A 20,436-nucleotide genomic window follows, 5' to 3' on the forward strand; every position below is an offset into this window, starting at 1 on the left:
AGGCTCTGAACACGCTCGAATTTCGCTCACCTCGCCGGTTCATAAACAGGCGAGCTCTTGATCTGATCCTGCGTCAAACCCACCGTGACGGTCGCTTCCGCCCACAAGATCTCTTGAATCAACTCGCGGCTGATCAGCACCTTTTTGCCCGGCCACCAATTCCGAGTGTCCACGATCAGTTGTTGAATGGACCAGTTCACATCGTCGACCAACAACCCTTCGACGTGTCCAATGTGATCATCGGTGCCCTGGATGGTGTAGCCCGAAACTTCGTTCGCGCTGCGAAGATGATTGCGTTTGACGTCGTCCGTGTCGACTTGGTCCATCGGCACCAATCCCGCTGCCAACGGCATCGGCGTGTACCCGCTACCTGCCAACGTGGCTCCAGCGGGTCCCCAGTAGTACGGCACATCAAAATGCTGATACAGCTCGATCTCCATCTGACGGGACACCGGTCGATCAGACTCCACCGAAGGGCTGTCGCTGACCTGTTGGCTGGTCAACGGAACGGCGGCACTCGCGGCATTCCAATCCGCGTTTTGGACCACACCCGGTGGCAACAACACCTGACGCCCGGGCAACCAATGCCCCGTGTCAACGACCAGATGCCTGACCACCCAAGTCTCGTCATCAAACAGCAGGTCGCAGATTGATCCCACACTCCGATCGGCTCCAATCAATTCGGTTCCCAAGATGGTCTCGGTAGAAATCAGCATGACATGGTTCCTCTCAATAGGCGGATTGGTTGCACGGTGAACATCGCGTGCAAACAATGTTCCGAAACCAATCGCTCGATTGCTTAGCGATACCGCTGCGAGACAACTCGCAACTCAAACCCGCCGCTTTCGGAAACACACTGGAAGACAGTGCGTGCGATCTCATCCACTGAGTCATGTCCCTTTGAGACCGCGTGACGAAGTTCCAACGTTGCCAGTTGCACTTCCAGTTCCTCTGGAATCAACTTCAGGACATGACGACCGAGAGTGGAGACTCCTGCCTGCATCAGCAAACGTTCTTCAAATCGCTGCAGTGGACTGGGGCGAGTCCAAAGGAAATACAGGCGTTTCTCTTCGCTGGAATCATCCAGACAGCGAATCTGAGGGTTCGATGCGAACTGATTGACCAAATCAACTCCCGGTCGTGTTCCCCCGACAACGCCCAACTCGATCCCAAAGTGGTCCAACTGTGCGGCGTACTCATTCAAATCGTTGGCCTTCCAATCAATCTGCCATCGTTTGAATCTCGGGATGATGTTGGCATCGGAATCTCCGGTTTCGTCCGGACCGCTTCTGCCAATCGTTCCGGAGTCAGCGTCTCCCGATGGAGCCATGGAATCCATGGTGGGCTCAGTCAATGCCACCTGTTCGGCAGCCGACACAAGTGACCGAACGGACGCTTTCAAATCGGTGGTGCGAAGTGCCACCGTTTCTTGATCCGTCGGAACATCAAACGACGAATCAACGATCGCGCTCCCACCTACCGAGACACGCGTGATCTCCGCCACCGGTTCGGTCAACACAACATCGTCTTCCGGCAACAGCACCCAAAGCAGAAACAACACGCTCACCACGCTGGTCAGCATCAGCAAGACCGCCATCAACAACGAAGTCACCGCATCAAACCAACTGGTTCGCATTGAAGACGCCCCGCTTTCGGATGAAGACTCTGGTTTCCGGCTGGTGAGTTTCCAAGCGTTTTGATTCATCAGATCACTCGCTGAGAGAAGGACGGGCATTGCCCAAGAGAAGCTCAGCGAGTTTAACCGTTCACCGCAACCAACACCAATTTCTCAAAAAAATCGGCCAGCCATCACTAGCAGCCTGTTGATTTAGTCGGCCGGACGCTGCTTGTCGAGGAACGCTTGGTGTGGTGACGCACTGTGATTCATCTCGGTAGGGATCTCAGAGAGTAGCCGTCGGTAAGCGATCGCGCCACCGACGGACACGTGCTTCCACGTCGCCACACTCCATTCCGCCGTGGCCGATGGCCACGGCGGGATGGAGTGTTTTTTGGGGCTCGCTTCCCGGGGGTGGGCTGCTACGCGGCACCCCCCGGCTACCATCCGACATCCCTCACGGGATGAAGAAAGACAGAAACCGGAAGGAGAGTTGCAACCGCGATCAGAGCGCCAATAGCAGACCTTTCCCAGCCCGTGTGAATCGCACTGCAACTCACCCTGATTTGATCGACTTCCGTTCGCATCCGCACTAACATACAGGCGCCGCATCGCTGTGGCGGGTGTCGTTTTTGACCGACATTGATTCTGTCCATCTCATTCAATTGGGTCCAGTTCGTTCCATGTTTCGCTCAACCCAACCCAATTGGCTTTTGCTGCTGGCAGTTTCCATCGCTTTTCCATCGACGGGCGTCGCCGAGGAGGGTTACTGGCCAGACGGCAAAACCTATTGCGTCACACTGACCTACGACGACGGCATCCCCAGTCAGATCGTTCACGCCTTGCCACAGTTGAAGGCCGCGAATCTCAAGGGCACGTTCTTTTCGGCAGGTGGCGTCACCTATCGTTGGTCACAGGAAGACCTCAATCAGGTTCGCGAGCAGGGCCACGAGTTGGCGGGGCACACCATCCTCCACCCTTGCGGTCGCAAGAACGACTGGGTGAAACCGGGCGACGCCTCGGAAGATTACGACGATGCTCGGATGGCGAAAGAACTCGATGAAAACCTAGCCAACCTCATCAACAATGGCGTCAAGCGGGAACTCGCCACATTCGCCTACCCTTGCGGCAACACGTCCATCGGGGAAGACAATCACAGCTATGTCCCGTTGGTCAAAGAGCGATTCTTCGCCGCGCGTGGCACCCAGTTTGGATCGGAAACCCCCAGCCAAGGCGAAATCGATCTGTTTGAAGTGAAGACCGTCGCGGGCCACGAACGCGACTTGGCGTACCAACTGGACCAGGTGATCAAGGCACGCGAACAACAGGGCTGGCTGGTGTTCATGTTCCACGGTGTGGGAGGCGACCATCTGGCAATCAGCGCAGACGATCACAAGGAGATCCTGCGGTTCCTGCAGAGTGACGACACCGTTTGGGTTGCCACCTTCCAAGAAGCCGCCGCTTGGGTGAAATCCAAACAAGCGACGCCCAGGGCAGCGGCACCAACTGCGGCGACTGAAGTTGAATAAATCTTTCAAACGCTTTCGCTTGGCGGATCAGCGTCTGGCGGCCGTCGCCTCATGAGTCTCTTGGAACGATTGCCGTTCACATTCGCGATGCTGGTCGTGCTGATCGTGGCAGGTGTCTACGGGCGCAGCCACATTGGGTTGTTGGATGACACCATTCACCAGCGAGCTGGTTTCTCGATGCGATTGCTGATCGAAGGCCAGGTGCACCGAGCCATCACATCGCTGCTGTTCACCGCCGGCGGATGGCGGTTTTACAGTTCCATCGCCATGTTTGCGATCGCGGTTGGCTACATCGAATGGCAGATGGGTTCCGCGCGAGCGATGGGCACGTTCCTGGGCTGCCACATCGCCACCCGCGCACTGATGACCGCGGTCGTCGCTCTGGCCAGCCTGGTGGGTGAAACTCATCGCGGCCAGCTTCTTTGGCACGTGCAGGACGTGGGTCCGTCGGCCGGTTACTATGGCTGCCTGGGCTTGGTGATCGCGGGAACGGCGGCCCCCTACCGCGGGTTCATCATCGCAGCGATCATCGCTGCATTGGCTGTTCGTGCCGGTTGGTCCTTCGTCCACCTTCCCGAAGATGGACGCATGCTGTCCGCTGACTTTGCCCACCTCATCGCCTTCCCACTTGGCCTCGCGAGCGCCTTTGTTTCGAGGTAGCGGCAGGACGTGTTCCGAGCCAGCCCCTCCCGCTAACAACTTGGATTTTTCAACATGCGTCATTTCCTCCTGACTCTTTGGCAACGCGGGTTCATCGGGACATTCTTGACCGGCCTGTTTGCATTGCTGCCACTGGTGATCACGATTTGGATCATGAACTGGGTGGCGGGAATCCTCCGCGGTTTTGTGGGCGCAGAGAGCTTGTTGGGTCAAGGATTGCGTTCGATTGGATTGCACTTTGCCGCCAACCAATGGCTCGCCACCGCAATCGGATGGGTGTTTGTGGTGGCCGCGATTTGGTTGGTCGGCCTGCTCGTCTCCAGCACCGCTCGCTTTCGCTGGCAAGAATGGTTCGATGGCAGCTTCAAAAAGATCCCCGTGGTCAAGAGCGTCTACGGACCTGTGAAGCAAGTCGTCGAAATGTTCTCCAAGCAGGACGAATCCGCCATGTCCGGAATGAAAGTCGTGCACTGCTACGTCGGCGATGATGAGTCAGCGGGCTTTCTGGGGTTGCTTCCCAGCAGCGACACCTATCGCTTCCAAGACAAAGAATGCCACGTCATTTACTTGCCCTCCGCCCCGATGCCGATGACCGGCTTCAACATATTCATTCCAGTGGAGCATGTCACAGTCGTGGACATGGGAGTGGAAGACTTGATGCAGGTCTACTTTTCACTTGGCGTGATGACGTCGACCGTCGTTCCGCCCGGCGTCGTCCTTCCGAAACAGAAGTCGGGACAGAAATAAGGACTGCCAAACGCCGTGTCTCCGATCCGCGGCGTTGGAATCAACCGTTTTGATCGTTGGATGGCTTTTGCTTCCGGTCAAAGCGGGCCTCGATCGGTTGCAGGATCACCAACACCACCACCGTCATCACCACACTGGTCACGGCCAACGGAAACTCGCGCAGCCCACATGCGGTTCCAACTGCTGCGGCAAGCCAGATGGTGCTGGCGGACGTGAGTCCAATCACCTCGTGCTCCTGACTCATCTTCAGGATCGCTCCCGCCCCGATGAATCCGACTCCCGCCGCAATTCCCTGAACCACTCGCGTCATGTCGCCGCCGGAATGGCTGGTCATTTCACGGCTCGCAAGGACAAAGACCGATGCAGCCAAAGAAACCAAGATGTGAGTGCGCAGACCTGCCGCGTGCCCACGTGTTTGGCGTTCCAAACCGATTGCTCCACCAAGCAGGACTGCGGCGAGCGTTGGAATCAAGGTATCGAAGAAAGTCATGAGGCAAATGGCGATTTCAAAGCAAATTTGATGGTGTTGATGACGACAAGATCACCCTCCGCCCATTGTGTGCGTTTCGTGTTTGCCTGGATACTGCACATGGCGGACGCCCCGATCCATCCCTTCCCAATCCCATCGGAACCTGGGGCCGAAAAGTGGAATCAGACTCCTTCTCACGACGAAGGTGATCTGCCGCCTCGACGCTGACAACACGTCCTTCACCCAACGACGAGAACGTCCCTCCATGAACTCATCTCCCTCCACCAGACTTCCTCACGTCGTGATTGTCGGCGGCGGTTTTGGCGGCCTCGAAACGGCCCAACGCCTTCGCAAATCGAATGTTCGTGTGACGCTGGTCGATCGTCACAACTACCACCTCTTCCAGCCACTTCTGTACCAAGTCGCCACCGGCGGCCTTTCGCCTGCCAACATCGCCACGCCACTGCGTTCGATTGTTCGCAAACAAGCCAACTGCGAAGTGTTGATGGCGGAAGTCACCGATTTCGACGTTGCTCATCAGCGACTGATCCTTGCCGATGGCGAACTGAGCTATGACTACCTGGTGCTCGCTGCCGGAGCCACCCACAGCTATTTCGGCCACGATGAATGGGCGAAGTTTGCCCCCGGCCTGAAAACAATCGGCGACGCAGCCGAAATCCGACGTCGAATCTACTTGGCCTTTGAAGCCGCTGAGCGAGAAACGGATCCCGAGCGGCGCAAGGCGAAACTGACGTTCGTCATCGTTGGCGGTGGCCCCACCGGCGTCGAACTCGCGGGAGCATTGTCAGAGATCGCTCAACACACGCTCAAACATGACTTCCGGCACATCAAACCCCAGGACGCTCGGATCATGATCGTCGAGGCAGCACCCCATGTGCTTGCCCACTACCCCGAGGACCTCTGCGAACGAGCCGCCGAAAAGATCCGCTCCTTCGGAATCGAAGTTCACACGCACACGAAAGTCACTGAGATCAACGCCGATGCCGTCCACCTTTCCGGGCCCGATGGCGAAACGATGGTGGGCACCAAAACCGTGTTGTGGGGAGCAGGTGTGCAAGCCAACTCGCTGGGCAAAAAACTCGCGTTGGCGATGGGGATTGAAACCGATCGAGGCGGCCGCTTGCTGGTGAATCAATCCTGCCAACTCGCCGGCCAAGACCGCATCTTCGCCATCGGCGACATCGCTTCGTTCACCGATTCCAGCGGCAAATCGTTGCCGGGACTGGCCTCCGTCGCGATTCAACAGGGGCGCTACGTTGCCAAGGTGATCCCGCAACTGGCAAACGGAGAATCCATCGCCCCCACGTTCCAGTACACCGACCGTGGCACGATGGCAACGATCGGTCGCGCCGCAGCGGTGGCTCTGATTGGCAAGCGTCGTTTCTACGGGCTGTTCGCTTGGCTGCTCTGGTTGTTCGTTCACTTGATGCTGATTGTCCAGTTTCAAAACCGACTGTTGATTCTGGTGCAATGGGCGTGGAGTTATGTCACGTTCAATCGCAGCAACCGCATCATCACTGGTGAACAACCCGTCCAAATCGTTTCCCCAACAAGCAATCCCACGGCCAGATGACAAACCGCCACAAAATCAACTGCGCCGTTTGCGGCAAACCGTTCTCGCTTTCCGACCTGACCCCCGGTCGCTTCGTGCGTCCGCTGGTCGCGGAACGGATCGCTGCGGATTGCCCGCAATGGAACGCGGACGCGTACATCTGCCAGACCGACATCAACCATTACCGCAGCTTGTACGTGCAGAATGTGCTCGAACAGGAACGCGGTGAACTGACCACGCTCGAAAAGGACGTCATCGAAAGCCTGCGAGAGCACGATGTGTTGACGCAAAACCTCAACGATGCCGTCGACGAGCAATCCACGCTTGGCCAGCGTTGGGCCGACACCGTCGCCAGCTTTGGTGGCAGTTGGACCTTCATTCTGATCTTCGCCGGTGTGCTCATCATTTGGATCACCATCAATGCGATCTCCCTGCTGGGTAAACCGTTTGATCCGTATCCATTCATCTTGCTGAATCTTGTGCTGTCCTGCCTCGCCGCAATCCAAGCGCCGATCATCATGATGAGCCAGAACCGCCAGAACGCGAAAGACCGCTTGAAGGCCGACAACGATTACCGCGTCAACCTGAAAGCGGAACTCGAAATCCGTCACCTGCATTCCAAAATGGATCTGCTGCTGACACATCAGTGGCAGCGTCTTCTTGAGATCCAACAGGTCCAAACGGATCTGCTGGAAGAAATGAGCAACAAGCGATGATCGAGTCGGCCCCCGAGCTTGAGACACCTGCTGAATCACCCCCACTGGATCGATTGCAAGCATTCTGGACCGCATCCGCATCGTGGCTCAAACCAACCCTTTCGGTTGTGTTCTTCGCGGTCGCCATGTGGTTGCTGCATCATGAATTCAAGCAATACAAGGCCGCGGACGTTGCCGCCAGTTTCCATTCCATTCCCATCACCGCCGTCCTCGCCGCGTTGTTTTTCACGGCATGCAATTATGTCGTGATGATCGGCTACGACTGGCTCGGCGTTCGCTTGATCAAGTACCCACTCAGCCTCAAACAAGTCACGATCGCTTCGCTGCTCTACTACTCGTTCAGCAATTCGCTGGGATCCTTGTTTGGCGGCACGCCGATTCGAGTGCGTTTGTACTCTGGCTGGGGCATGTCATCTCCCGAGATCGTGCGGCTGTTCGAGCAAAGTCGGCAAAGCTTTCACTCGAACTCCGCCAAGATTCAAAACCTGGCGCATTCGGCGACCACTGTGACCAACATCGTCGCTCCGAGAGTCATCACGGGGGGAGTCTTCCTCGCCGGACTGGTCTTGCTGATCTCCGGGTCGCTGCCGGCCGCCGAGGGCCGCATGCGGATGATGCACAACCCGTTTTTCTTGTTCGTCATGGAGTCGTCGCACTTCTTCGGCAGCATCATTGGCGCCATGCTGCTCGTGCTCGCTCGAGGTCTTCAGCGCCGAATTGACGTCGCTTGGTCGCTGTCCGTTTTTCTGCTGGGGGCGGGCACGTTGGCCTCGCTGCTGAAAGGGTTCGACTACGAAGAAACATTCATTCTGTTGGTCTTGTTGGCAGCCATGATTCCATGCCGCGGCTATTTCTTCCGAAAAGGCAACATGTTGTCGCCGGCAATCTCCTGGGGTTGGATGACGTCTGTTTTCATCGTCATCGGATCGATGGTTTGGCTGGTGCTGTTTTCCTATCGGCACGTTGACTACACAAACGAACTCTGGTGGCGTTTCGCATACCAAGGCGACGCTTCCCGTTCGATGCGTGGTTTGGTCGGCGCAGCGGTGGTGTTGATGTTGATCGCGGTACCTGCCCGACGCTCCACACGGAGTGATGGAATATCTGTTCGCCGAGTTGATGCTGGATGGTCACGCTCAGGGTTACCAATACTTCAGCCTTGGGATGGCACCGCTTTCCGGCGTCGATGCGCATCGACTCGGTCCACTTTGGAATCGTGTCAGCAATCTGATGTTCCGCCATGGAGAACACTTCTACAACTTCCAAGGCCTACGGTCCTACAAAGACAAATTCTCTCCCGAGTGGACTCCCAAGTACCTCGCCGCCCCCAGCGGGATTGCCACCGCTCGTGCCCTCGCCGACGTCACCACTCTGATCTCAGGCGGGCTCAGCAAACTGATCCGTCGCTGAGCCCAAGGGGACCTTTCAAGCGACGAACCGCACGCGTGCTCCACGGATCGTTACGATAGAACACCACGGCGGTGCCAGTGTTTGGAGATTGTATGATTCGAAGCACCGGCTGATTCAACACACGAGGAGCGAAGTGATGCAGATTGGCGTCCCCCGCGAACATTGGCCAGGCGAGGCGAGGGTGGCACTTGTCCCCGCAAGCGTCAAGAAACTGATTCAGTCCGGCTTTTCCGTCGGAATCGAATCTGGTGCAGGCGCCCCATCAGGGTTTCCCGACGACGCCTACACGGAGGCCGGTGCCGTCGTGCAGACCGACCGGGCGTCCCTGCTTTCGAAGGCCGACATTGTCTTGCGAGTTCGACGTCCCGACATCGAGGAGGTGTCCTCGCTCCGCCCCGAAGCCATCCACATCAGTTTTCTCGACCCATTTAATGAAAGGGAACTGATTGGCGAAATGGCCAAGTGCGGCGTGACCTCGGTTTCCATGGAGATGATCCCGCGATCCACTCGCGCCCAAAAGATGGATGCGCTGTCCTCGCAAGCCAACCTGGCGGGCTACGTCACGGTGATCCAAGCCGCGTATCACAGCAAAAAAATCTTTCCGATGATGATGACTCCCTCGGGAACCATTCGGCCCGCTCGGGTGTTTGTGATCGGTGCGGGGGTCGCCGGCCTGCAAGCCATCGCAACCGCCAAACGTTTGGGTGCTCGTGTCGATGCCTTTGACACCCGGCCCGTTGTCGCGGAACAAGTCCGGTCCCTCGGTGCCAAATTCGTGGAGATTGACTTGGGGGAAGTCGGCCAGACGGAACAGGGGTACGCCAAAGCCCTCACGCCAGAGCAAATTGAACTCCAAAAGGAAGGCCAAAAGAAACTCATTGCGGTCTCCGATGTCGTCATCACCACGGCTCAACTGTTTGGTCGCCCAGCGCCTCGCATCGTCACTCGCGACATGCTGCTGGCGATGCAACCCGGCAGCGTCGTGGTTGACATGGCAGTCGAAACGGGAGGCAACGTTGAGGGTTCCGTGCTGAATGAAATCGTCGATGTCGAAGGCGTCAAAATCATCGGCCAAGGAAACTTGCCATCCGAGGTGAGTCGCAATGCCAGCGAGATGTACTCGAACAACTTGACCGCCTTGATCGACGATTTCTGGGACGCCGAATCCAAGCGATTCGCATTCGATCCCGAGGACGAAATCGTTCAAGCCGCCGTCATCACTCGTGGTGGCGTGATCGTGAACGACACCATCGCCAAGCTTCATTCATAAACCACCATTCATCCTTTCAAACAGGGGTTCCCATGGAAGCCGTGCTGCTCGCCTTCATTTTGATGTTGTCCGTGTTCTTAGGCTTTGAACTGATCGCCAAAGTGCCGGCGACCCTGCACACGCCCCTGATGTCGGGTGCCAATGCCATTTCCGGCATCACCGTCGTCGGGGCCATCATCGCCGCCGGAGCCGATTTGGGCCCGTGGTCGACGTGGCTGGGGGCACTGGCCGTCTTCTTTGCCACGGTCAACGTGGTCGGCGGCTACATGGTGACCGATCGCATGTTGAGCATGTTCAAGAAGAAAGACAGCCCGTCAGGAGGTGACTCATGAGCGTTGAAGTCCTCGGTTCGGTCTACATCCTCGCGGCCATCTTGTTTGTCTTTGGGCTCAAACTGATGAGCTCCCCGGCAACCGCTGTGCGAGGCAATTTACTGTCGTCAATCGGGATGCTGATGGCCGTCCTGATCACGCTCACGTCCAAGGAAATCCTGGACTACCGTTATCTGGCAGGTGCCGCGATTCTCGGCGCCGTCGTGGGCGTGATCTCGGCGCGGCGCGTCGCCATGACGGGAATGCCCGAAATGGTCGCGTTGTTCAATGGCTCCGGTGGCATCGCCAGTCTGCTGGTGGGCTGGGCCGCCCTGTACGGGCAAGAATCGTCCGCCTTCACATTGGTCACCGTTCTGGTTTCGATCTTGATTGGCGGCGTGACGTTTTCAGGATCGTTGGTGGCCTGGGCCAAGCTCTCAGAAACCATCGGCAGCGGGGCGATGACCTTCGCGGGGCAACGTGTCGTCAACGTCTTGTTGTTGCTGGTGCTGCTGGGATGTTCGATTGCGATGGTCCTGGATCCCGCTTGGACGTTCCCGCTCGTCTTCGTGGTGATTGGACTGTCGATTTTGTTGGGCGTGATGGCGGTCATTCCGATCGGTGGCGCCGACATGCCCGTTGTGATTTCGCTGCTCAACAGCTACTCGGGGCTTGCCGCCTGCGCCGCTGGATTCGCGATCAACAACACCATCTTGATTGTCGCTGGTTCGCTGGTGGGGGCGGCAGGATTGATCCTGACCAACATCATGTGCAAAGCGATGAATCGATCGCTCAGCAACGTGTTGTTCTCCGGTTTCGCTGCGACAACGAAAGCCACCAAGGTTGAAGGCGAAGTCAAGCCGATCACCGCCGACGACGCCTACCTGATCCTGGAAGCAGCTTCGTCGGTCGTGATGGTGCCTGGATACGGCATGGCGGTCGCGCAGGCACAGCATGTGGTTCGTGAACTGGGCGAACTGCTCGAAGCCAACGGGGCCGACGTCAGCTATGCGATCCATCCGGTTGCCGGACGGATGCCGGGCCACATGAACGTCCTGCTCGCCGAAGCCAACGTGCCCTACGATCAATTGATCGAAATGGACGAGATCAACCCACGGATGGAAAACATCGACGTGGCAATCGTGATCGGAGCGAACGACGTGGTGAACCCAGCGGCACGCGAAGACGAGAACAGCCCGATCTACGGCATGCCGATCATCAACGTCGACTATGCGCGGACCGTGTTCGTGCTGAAACGGTCCATGGCCTCCGGGTTCTCCGGCGTCGACAACCCGTTGTTCTTTGGTGAGAACACAAGAATGCTCTTTGGTGACGCCAAGCAATCTCTCAGCAGTGTGATCGCCGAATTCAAATCCTGAACCACGCCGTCAGCCCCACGGGGCAAGGCGTGGTCGAACGCTCCGAACGGCTCACCGCCGTCGGCGGGACCTTTCGGTCGAGCCATCCACGCCGTCACCGGGGAAAGGTGAACTTGCCCGTGGTGGACTCGCCGCTGCTGAGCTCCACGCTGGCCGCAAATAATGCGAACCAGCTTGTCCTCTCAGCCGGCCACTGAAGTCCATTTCGACTTCAGCTGGCTGCGTTCACTTGGATTGCTTCGGCTTCCGCCGCGAACCTGCTTTTCGCTGGGAACCAACTTTCGAGTTGCCTTGAGACCTCGTTGTCTTCGGTACCATGACCGTGTAAGTCAGGCCGTGATTCGTTTGAATCGTTACCGCGACATTCGACATGCCAGTTGACACAACAATTTCCTTCGAGAATGGAAAACGAATTGACCGATCAACTCGACCAGTGATTGCAAAAGCCGGACCAAGTGGCCCGGGGAACGAATCCCGCGTGTTCGCGAAGAACAGCGTCAACCACGGTTTCCAAGCGTGTCGCCGGAGATTGTCACCGTCCGCTGGTCAACCCAATCCACTGACGAGGTCGTGCGATACCGACGCCTCCGAGTCCTGGAGCGACGACAGTTGGCAGCGAGTTCGATTCCACCTGTCGCCGCTCTGCGGCTTTGAACCGGTACGGGGTCCCTTGGGACCTCGGGTTGAAACCCGACGCTGGCGACTGTCACCGCTCCGCGGTTTGGTTGGGCCATGCGTCAGGCGACCGGTTGGTCAGATCAGCCCCAATGATTCCATGGCGTCCGCGACCCGCATGAAGCCTTCGATGTTGGCCCCTTGGGCATAGTTGCCGGGGACCCCGAATTCATCGGCCGTTTCCAAGCAACGATCGTGAATGTCCTTCATGATCGCCGCCAATTTCTGCTCGGTGTATTCGAACGACCAGGCGTCTCGCGAAGCGTTTTGCTGCATTTCCAGAGCACTTGTCGCGACCCCGCCTGCGTTGGCAGCCTTGCCAGGCGCGTACGCAATTCCCGCCTCATTGAATTTCTCAATTCCCTCGGGCGTGGTTGGCATGTTGGCGCCTTCGGCAACCGCGGTGCAACCATTTCGCAACAGTGAGTTCGCGTCTTTCCCGGTCAGTTCATTCTGGGTCGCACAGGGCAGCGCGACGTCGCACTTGATTTCCCAAATCTTCCCCGCCCGTTGATAGCGTGCTTGCTTTCGCGTTTTGCAATAGGCCTCGATGGGCAGTCGCTCCTGTTCCTTCACTTGCTTCAGCGTGGGCAGGTCGATTCCGGCTTCGTCGTAGACAACGCCTTTCGAATCGGAACAAGCCACCACCTTGCCGCCCAGTTGCGTGACCTTTTCAATCGCGTAAATGGCGACGTTGCCCGCCCCCGACACGATGCAGGTTTTGCCTTCGAGTGATTCGCCTCGCGCCGCCAGCATCTGCTGGACGAAGTAGCCGAGCCCGTACCCGGTCGCTTCGGCCCGGACCAGTGCGCCGCCATAGCTGAGCCCCTTGCCAGTCAAAACGCCCGACTCGTAGCGGTTGCTGATTCGCTTGTATTGCCCAAACAAGTACCCCAGCTCACGGCGTCCCACGCCGATGTCGCCCGCTGGAACATCGGTGTATTCCCCCAAGTGCCGTGACAATTCAGTCATGAAACTTTGGCAGAACCGCATCACCTCATTGTCGCTGCGGCCCTTGGGATCAAAGTCACTGCCGCCTTTCCCGCCGCCAATCGGCATCCCGGTCAGAGCGTTCTTGAAAATCTGCTCAAAGCCCAAGAACTTGACAATCGACAAGTTGACCGACGGATGGAATCGCAACCCACCTTTGTATGGACCCAAGGCACTGTTGAACTGCACCCGAAAGCCGCGGTTGATGTGCACCTCGCCGCGATCATCCTGCCATGGAACACGGAAGATCACCTGACGCTCGGGCTCACAGATGCGCTCGATGATCTTCTGTTCCGTCAGCCGAGGGTACTTTGCCAACACTGTCCCAATCGATCCCAACACCTCTTTCACCGCTTGGATGAACTCATGTTCGCCAAGGTTGCGTTGTTGGATATTCCAAAGTGTTGACTCTAATTTTTCATGCATCGTATGTATCAAATCTCTTGAAGTGGTGCCGGGGAGCCAAATTTGGCGTGAAACAATCGCTCGGCCGACGACTGCCTGATTCCCGGTAAAGAAAGTCAAGACAACGAGAGTTGTCAGTGACTTGTCGATCGAAGGTGGCTTCTTTGCAATCATGGCCCCAGCACGGAAAGGCCGCAGCGAAAAAACCCCATTAGCACCCGGCATGCCAAACAACGCAAACGATTGCAATCAGCGTAAAACGAGGACAAAAGCAGCCTTCACACGCGTCCTCGCCCCCGCCAAGCGTCAACCTCCGGCGACACCGCGTCTCCTGCGGTTGACCCCCGGGCGATTGAGTCAGGAACAGAACTTCCCCTGAGGGCAGGCTGGCGCGCCACTGGCACCCGCGCCGTGGTCACGATTCGGCGTGTCGCTCGCAGAAGTTTTCCAAATCGAGGCAAGCAACATGAGTCCTGTTGAGCCTCACCTCCCACCACGGTGCGAGATCCGATTCGTGCCTTGCTTCCTTCCAGGCCGGAAAGCTACAGAGGAATGAACGGATTGCCACTCCTTCTTTTAGCCCCCATCAAGGACGACTGCTTGCGAACGAAGAAAGGCGTCCGAACGTTCGCAATCCGAGCGATCAACCTGGGGCTGTTGCTCACCTTCCTGCTTCTAGTTTCCCGGAACTTCGTTTCACGGCACCTTGCCGAACGAGTGGCGTCTTCCCTGCTGGCAACAGAAGTCCGCGTCGAATCAGTTCACATTGGCCTGGGTACCATTCAAGCCCATGGCATCACGGTGATGGAACCTTCGATCCCGGATGCCGCGCAGATCGAAGTCCGCCAAGTCGACCTGGTCGCTTCGATCTTCCGAGGCCTGAGTGACGGCAAATGGGTTGATCAGATTGCCGTTGCCAACCCCGTTCTCCACCTTCGGTTCGACGACGAGGGCCAACTGCTCTCGGTCTTCCCGAAATCCCAAAGCTCTTCCGAAGGCGAGACCAAGATCCCGCTTCGGTCTCTGTTGGTTCAGAACGCAGAACTGATCGTTCACCAGGGCCCCCATTGCAAAGCGATTGTTGCAGGAGCCAGCCTCTCGGGCGTGTTCGGAACGGAACTGGAGCTGCGTGGGCAAGTCAAGCAATTGCTCGACGGACAACTCGAGTTTCAGACCCAAGTGGATGCGGCCACCTTCGCTGGCTCAACCGTCGTCCAAATGCAGGGCTGCCGACTCGATTGCAACACGCTTCCGGCCAGTTTGTTACCGGCTGACGTTCGTCGGGAACGCATCCGCGGAACAGCCTCGATGCTGGTCAAAGTGCAGCATCCAGCCGACGAGAAAGATTTCCGACACCATCCCACCGAAATGCAACTGCGGTTGCAAGACATCGTCTGGAGTGACCTCGGAACGGTGGTGAGCCAACTGACACTGCATGCCAACACAAGCCGCGATGGACTGGCACTGAACGTGGACGCGGCCCCGCTCCAGGGCAGGGCTCGATTGTCGTTGACGACCGATTCACTGGCTGCGCCACTGAACGCGAATGTGACCAGCGAGGTCAGCGGTTGCGACCTCCAACCCCTGTTTGCGCATTTCGCCCCAAACCTCGATGTCCACGCGACAGCGGGCTTCTCAACACGCTCTCAGTTCCGCTGGCACGACGGTGTCGCTGACTTCGAGAACACCGTTCATGCGGTGGCGTCGGGTCTCGTCGCAGATAACATCGAACTGGCCCCCGTCGTTGGTGACGTCGTTTGCAACGGGCAGATTCCACTGGATCCAAACAACTTCGATCCGATGGGAGGTTTGCAAGGCGACCTCTCTGGCAACGTGACGTCAGACGGTCTTGGTCTGCAACAGCTGGCCAAGCGACTCGGCATCGCGGATCTAGGTGGTCGCCTCCAAACATCGGTCGCTTTCTCACTGCCACTGGATCAATGCCTCGATCCCAATGCCCTGACCGTCGCAGCTGCCGCCACTTGCGTTGACGTCCAGGCACACGGCGTCACGCTGAACGACACAGTCGCGCGAATGAGCCTTTCCAAAGGCACGGTGGTCGCTCGTTTGGACGAAGCCCGATTCATCGGCGCAGAGGGCGAGACGATTGCGGTGACAAGCGGTTCGGCGCAGACCAGCCTGTCCACTCGGCGACTGGAACTGCAGGCCATCTTGAACGAACTGGATGGACAGCAAGCCGCCCGCCTCTGCAACGTCGATGAGCGTCACCTGAGTGGGCAGGCCACCGGCCGAGTGGACGCATCGGTCTCGCTCGATTCGATGGTTCACCCCGACGCCTGGCAAGTGTTGGCAAGCCTGAACACGGTCGGCGTCTCCGTCTTGGGAGAGCAGGTCCACGACGTCAACGCCCAACTGGAACTGAACCACGGGCGAATCGTCATTGCTCCCACCACGTTGCAATGGCGTGAGAACCGCTGCCAGCTTTCCTTGGATGGAAAGCTCAGCAATGAATTGACAATGGACGCAGACTTTTCAGCCGGGCCGATCTCACTGCGTGACGTTGCCGATGTCGCGTCACGTTTTTCATCCACCCGGTTGCCGCTCGCCGGAACAGCCCAACTGGATGGCAAACTGCACGCGGACTCCAAACGACACACCATCAAGACAACCGGGACCGCGTCGTTGTCGGACGCAACCTACGCCCACACAAGCATTGGTTCGGCCCGTCTGAATTGGGAAGCCGACTCAACTGGTCTGGTGATCCACACGGGATCCGACGATCTCCTTGGCGGCCAATACACGCTCTCGTTGACAACCGACCAGCTTGATTGGACGCAGTCGACGATCGAATCGTGGTTCACAGGAATCCAGGCCAGCCGTTTGCCTCGATTTGCCAACCTCCAAGTCCCTGTGACAGGCACATTGGAAGGCGGATTCAAATTCACCTCACTCGGGTCGCTCGCCAAACTGGGTGGAAACGCCTGGATCCGCAGTCGCTCACTCTCCGCGATGAACGTGCCCATTGAATTGACACGGGCCGAGATTCAGATCGAGAACGGGAGAGCGATTGGGAATGCAGACGGCGAGCTGTTGCAAGGCAGCTTTGACGCCAAGGTCCAAAGTGATCTGCAAGAGCTTGTCGCATTCGCGAATCAAGACACCACCGACCTGCGTCAGATCCCAATCTTCGTGGAAGCCAAACTCAGCCGACTCTCGATCGACAAAGCCATCCAAGCCGCGAAGTTGCCGGCATCGCTTCGCCCGTTGTCAGGATTCGTGGATGCCAGCTGCACGCGTGATGCAAACTCGATCCGCGACGGTTTGCTTTGCACCGCGACGGCTTCAGCGGAACGAGTTCGCTGGAACCAAGCCAGACTTTCCGATCGCGTGACCGCCACCGTCGAACTGCGTCCTGACCGTCTGGCCCTGGAATCCGTTGACGGACGATTCGCAGACGGGCGGCTCAGCGGACGGGCAGAAGTCACTTTGATTGGCGAACCTCGGGGGACGTTTCAATTCGGAATCAACCGTATGAACCTACGACTCGCTACCGCACCACTGGGCAACATCGCAAGCGGAGCGTCAGGAACAGGCAGCGTGCGGGTCACCGGTCGCATTGCGCAAACCATTTCGGGCCGGGCCGATGTCTCGGCCAACAACCCTTCGATTGCCGACCTCAATATTCGAGCAGTGCGATTCCCCATCGACTGGACGGTGACCCCCGCCTCAAACCGCATTGCTTGGCGCTGTCGAGCAGGGGTGATCGAAGCCGGCGGTGGGAAAATCAATGTTTCGACCGAGGGCGATTACAGCCGCTCTCTCAACATGCAACTTGCTGCACGGCTGCATCAAATCGACACCTCGCGCTTGCTCCGCGGCAAAAGCGTTGGCGCAGGTGTGATGGATGGGCAAGTCAACTTGAACGCCCGACGTGCCAGCCGCCCCGATCAGATTGCCGGCAACTTCGACCTCCAGATGTCCCAGGTCAATTCGTTGGAGATGCCAATCTTGGGCCAACTTGATTCCCTGGTGAGTTTGACTCCTTCACTGGGTTCCAAGCACGACAATGACGGAACGATCACCGGTCGACTGTCCGGCGGATTGGTCCACCTGGATCAACTGGCCATCACACAAAGCAACGTTCAGGTCCTGATGAGCGGCAATGCTTCGCTCGATGGTCGGCTCAACTTTGACGTGACCGCGGCAACCGGTCAGGTCGGACCAGCCGACGGGTTGATGGCGCTCACCGACTCGCCGCTCTTGCTGGCTGCCCCCGCACCGGTCGCCCTGGTGTTGAAAGCGAACGAGGCGATGAAAGACCGGGTCGTTCATGTCCATGTGGGTGGCACTTCCTCACGGCCAACCCTTCGATTGCAACCCGGCAAAAACTTGACCCAAGACACCTTGCGATTCTTCTTGACCAACAGCTTCGGATCGCAGGTTGCCAATGTGGCGGACCAGTCACGGAACCGGAACCGCGTGCGTTAGCAAGCAACGAAAAACGACCGTTCCTTCACCAGCAACAGCGTGTCGACCAAGCAGACAGAACCCAAACTGAACACGGAGATTCCTATGACCCATCATCCTACATTTCGCATCATTCAGGTGACGCTGCTGGTCGCATGCTGCGTCGCAGTCATCGCCGGCTGCCGCACCGCGGCATCGCTCGGACTGCCGGTTTCGGCCAGTTCCAACGCGTTGCTTCCCTACGCGACGAATCTCCGCCAAGCCGGACATCGCCATGGAATCCCAACGGAGTTGGCCAAGCAAGCCCTGCCGCCTCACCGAATGGAAGCGGGCGATGTCTTGGTCATTGAGCCCAACGATTTCAATTCGCCCGTGCGTCTGCAAAGTGACCAAACCGTCCATCAAGATGGCTACATCGAACTGGGTGACTACGGCCGTGTCGCAGTCCTCGGCATGACGACCGAAGAGATTCAGCAAACGGTTCAATCTCGTGTCGCGGCGCGCGAAACGGAGAAGAGTCAACAACGATTCGCGCTCGCCTCGCACAGCCCGAATCGCCCGCCCGAGGAAGTCGCCGACTACGGCGTCAACGTCCGCTTGGTCAACAACGAAAGCGATCAGTTCTATGTGATGGGTGAGGTCAATGCGCCAGGCTCGTATCAGTTGGTGGGAGCCGAAACAGTGCTGGACGCACTGATCGCTGCCGGCGGTTTGTCCGATCGAGCGAACGAACACAAAATCATTCTCACTCGCCCCCAACCGGACGGACAACCACGACTGGTCCTCCCCGTTTGCTACAAACAGATTCTGCAACTGGGCGATGTCACCACGAACTACCAATTGTTTCCCGGCGACCGCATCTATGTCCCCAGCATCACGCTCTGGGAAGACGTCAAACAAAGCGTCGCCTTCAACAGCGACAAGAGCTGCCCGCACTGCCGAGAGTACCGCCAGTAGTTGGCGGCAGGGTCAGCGACACAAGCGGCTCTTTCAGAGCGCCCACGGCTCACTCGAGTTCGCTGAGCAAGGCATCCGTTTCTTGGATTCGGAAACGAGTGGTCACCACCGAGTGTTTCTCGGGCCCCGGTCGGTACTTGATGTACGTGGTCGCCACGATCGTCCCATCGGGCAACAACTCGACGCCCGGATAACCACAATCGGCCACGTTCTTCGCGTGACTGTGCAAGAGCTTGATGCGATATTGCCCCGGTCGGTTTTCGCGAATGTCCTCGTAGATTCCCACCCAAGCCACGAAATGCCCTCGTGTGGGGCTGCCGGGGGCCTGATCACGGAATGCGAAGACCCAGCGACCGTCGGGGAGCGGGACGCCGATGTGTCGATCGCCCGACAATCCCCATGGCGTGTCGACAGGCGTGGTCCAGGTCTGCCCCTCATCACGCGAGAACATCATCAGACTGCGGCCGCGGTGCGTGTTCTCTCGCAGCAGACAACACAATTCTTCCCCGTCGGGTGAACGAAACACAAACGGCTCACAGGGATTCTTCCCTTCCACCGCAGCGACCACACGTGGCTCGGACCAAGTGAACCCTCCGTCCGCGGTGATGGTTTGCAACACGCTCAGCGGTGCTCTGTCCTTGCCGTCAGGCCCTTTGTGATACAGCCCCAGAGTTCGCCCATCTTTCAGTGTCACCACACTGCTGAACGTCATCACACATGGAAAACCCAGTGGTGGCATCTCGGTCCAAGTCTGGCCGTCGTCTTCGCTCATGATGCTCGGCATCCCCGGACCACCACGCTGGTTGAGCGCCGCCGAAAAAACCCAGAGTCGCGGATTTCCCTCGGGATCACGAATCCGATAGATGCTCGGACAATTCTGATGCTTTGAAAAGTTGGCTGGCAACTGATCGTCCAGTCGTGTCCACGTCAGTCCCCCGTCGTCGCTCTTGGCCATCGGGCCCGCCGAGCCACCGTGATTGACACACCAAACGCAAAGGATGGTTTCGCTCTCCGGCATCCGCAACGTCGTGGGATGGCCTTGATAAACGCCATTGGTTCCCGCTGCGATGACCACCTGACGTTCCGTCTGCTGCGACAAATCCACGACCGGCAAATCAGGACCATCGCCCGACGCGATGGAAGCTGCCGACATGATTCCCACGATCCAGATCGAATGCAGGCAAGTCAACGCGGTGAACGGATTCCTTCGATCAGCAAGCGATCGATCCATGGTCAATTCCAGTGAAAATGTGAGGTGATGTTCGAATCGAAACGAGACAGTCTACTCGAATCACGCATCGC

Annotated in this window: 16 protein-coding genes; 11 read left to right on the plus strand and 5 right to left on the minus strand. The window is 57.9% G+C overall.

Features of this window, described 5'->3' with window-relative positions; translation table 11 throughout:
- Positions 1–26: 26 nt before the first annotated feature.
- Positions 27–716 carry a PRC-barrel domain-containing protein gene (locus PSR62_RS24495; protein ID WP_274405580.1) on the minus strand — a complete coding sequence of 230 codons (690 nt, stop codon included), beginning with the start codon at positions 714–716 and terminating at the stop codon, positions 27–29.
- An 83-nt stretch (positions 717–799) separates the two neighbouring features.
- Complete coding sequence (locus PSR62_RS24500; protein ID WP_274405581.1) at positions 800–1,705, minus strand: hypothetical protein; 906 nt, start codon at positions 1,703–1,705, stop codon at positions 800–802.
- Positions 1,706–2,298: 593 nt separating this feature from the next.
- Between PSR62_RS24500 and PSR62_RS24505 the strand changes: the two genes are divergently transcribed.
- From PSR62_RS24505 to PSR62_RS24515, 3 genes are read left to right on the plus strand one after another with little or no spacing between them, the layout of a single operon-like run.
- The gene (locus PSR62_RS24505; RefSeq protein WP_274405582.1) at positions 2,299–3,144 is read left to right on the plus strand and encodes a polysaccharide deacetylase family protein; all 846 of its coding nucleotides are present in this window, start codon (positions 2,299–2,301) and stop codon (positions 3,142–3,144) included.
- A 51-nt stretch (positions 3,145–3,195) separates the two neighbouring features.
- Positions 3,196–3,804, plus strand: coding sequence for a hypothetical protein (locus PSR62_RS24510; protein WP_274405583.1), 609 nt, complete (start codon positions 3,196–3,198; stop codon positions 3,802–3,804).
- Between the two features lie 54 nt (positions 3,805–3,858).
- Positions 3,859–4,551, plus strand: coding sequence for a DUF502 domain-containing protein (locus PSR62_RS24515; protein WP_274405584.1), 693 nt, complete (start codon positions 3,859–3,861; stop codon positions 4,549–4,551).
- Positions 4,552–4,591: 40 nt separating this feature from the next.
- Here the strand turns inward: PSR62_RS24515 and PSR62_RS24520 are convergent, their stop codons facing one another.
- Positions 4,592–5,041, minus strand: a complete 450-nt coding sequence (locus PSR62_RS24520) for an MgtC/SapB family protein (protein WP_274405585.1) — start codon at positions 5,039–5,041, stop codon at positions 4,592–4,594.
- A gap of 244 nt (positions 5,042–5,285) precedes the next feature.
- On the opposite strand from PSR62_RS24520, the gene PSR62_RS24525 reads away from it, so the two are divergent.
- The 6 genes from PSR62_RS24525 to PSR62_RS24550 all read left to right on the plus strand — a co-directional run bounded on the left by PSR62_RS24525 (position 5,286) and on the right by PSR62_RS24550 (position 11,679).
- The gene (locus tag PSR62_RS24525) at positions 5,286–6,614 is read left to right on the plus strand and encodes an NAD(P)/FAD-dependent oxidoreductase (protein WP_274405586.1); all 1,329 of its coding nucleotides are present in this window, start codon (positions 5,286–5,288) and stop codon (positions 6,612–6,614) included.
- Positions 6,611–7,309: a DUF1003 domain-containing protein gene (locus tag PSR62_RS24530; RefSeq protein ID WP_274405587.1), complete on the plus strand. Its 699-nt coding sequence runs from the start codon at positions 6,611–6,613 to the stop codon at positions 7,307–7,309. Before PSR62_RS24525 ends, PSR62_RS24530 begins: the two co-directional genes overlap by 4 nt.
- Complete coding sequence (locus tag PSR62_RS24535; RefSeq protein WP_274405588.1) at positions 7,306–8,778, plus strand: lysylphosphatidylglycerol synthase transmembrane domain-containing protein; 1,473 nt, start codon at positions 7,306–7,308, stop codon at positions 8,776–8,778. The genes PSR62_RS24530 and PSR62_RS24535 overlap by 4 nt, the downstream gene beginning before the upstream one ends.
- Positions 8,779–8,855: 77 nt before the next feature.
- Positions 8,856–9,989: a Re/Si-specific NAD(P)(+) transhydrogenase subunit alpha gene (locus PSR62_RS24540; RefSeq protein WP_274405589.1), complete on the plus strand. Its 1,134-nt coding sequence runs from the start codon at positions 8,856–8,858 to the stop codon at positions 9,987–9,989.
- A gap of 32 nt (positions 9,990–10,021) precedes the next feature.
- Positions 10,022–10,321, plus strand: a complete 300-nt coding sequence (locus tag PSR62_RS24545) for an NAD(P) transhydrogenase subunit alpha (protein WP_047813211.1) — start codon at positions 10,022–10,024, stop codon at positions 10,319–10,321.
- Entirely contained in the window at positions 10,318–11,679 is a 1,362-nt protein-coding gene (locus tag PSR62_RS24550) for an NAD(P)(+) transhydrogenase (Re/Si-specific) subunit beta (protein WP_274405590.1), read from the plus strand. The genes PSR62_RS24545 and PSR62_RS24550 overlap by 4 nt, the downstream gene beginning before the upstream one ends.
- A gap of 753 nt (positions 11,680–12,432) precedes the next feature.
- Here the strand turns inward: PSR62_RS24550 and gdhA are convergent.
- Entirely contained in the window at positions 12,433–13,770 is a 1,338-nt protein-coding gene (gene gdhA, locus PSR62_RS24555) for an NADP-specific glutamate dehydrogenase (RefSeq protein ID WP_274405591.1), read from the minus strand.
- A 579-nt stretch (positions 13,771–14,349) separates the two neighbouring features.
- Between gdhA and PSR62_RS24560 the strand changes: the two genes are divergently transcribed.
- Complete coding sequence (locus PSR62_RS24560) at positions 14,350–18,198, plus strand: hypothetical protein (RefSeq protein ID WP_274405592.1); 3,849 nt, start codon at positions 14,350–14,352, stop codon at positions 18,196–18,198.
- An 84-nt stretch (positions 18,199–18,282) separates the two neighbouring features.
- Positions 18,283–19,134 carry a polysaccharide biosynthesis/export family protein gene (locus PSR62_RS24565; protein ID WP_274405593.1) on the plus strand — a complete coding sequence of 284 codons (852 nt, stop codon included), beginning with the start codon at positions 18,283–18,285 and terminating at the stop codon, positions 19,132–19,134.
- 49 nt (positions 19,135–19,183) lie between these two features.
- Here PSR62_RS24565 and PSR62_RS24570 read toward each other — a convergent pair whose 3' ends face one another.
- Positions 19,184–20,365, minus strand: a complete 1,182-nt coding sequence (locus tag PSR62_RS24570) for a sialidase family protein (protein WP_274405594.1) — start codon at positions 20,363–20,365, stop codon at positions 19,184–19,186.
- Positions 20,366–20,436: the final 71 nt, after the last annotated feature.

The organism is Rhodopirellula sp. P2 (assembly GCF_028768465.1).
Taxonomy (GTDB): domain Bacteria; phylum Planctomycetota; class Planctomycetia; order Pirellulales; family Pirellulaceae; genus Rhodopirellula.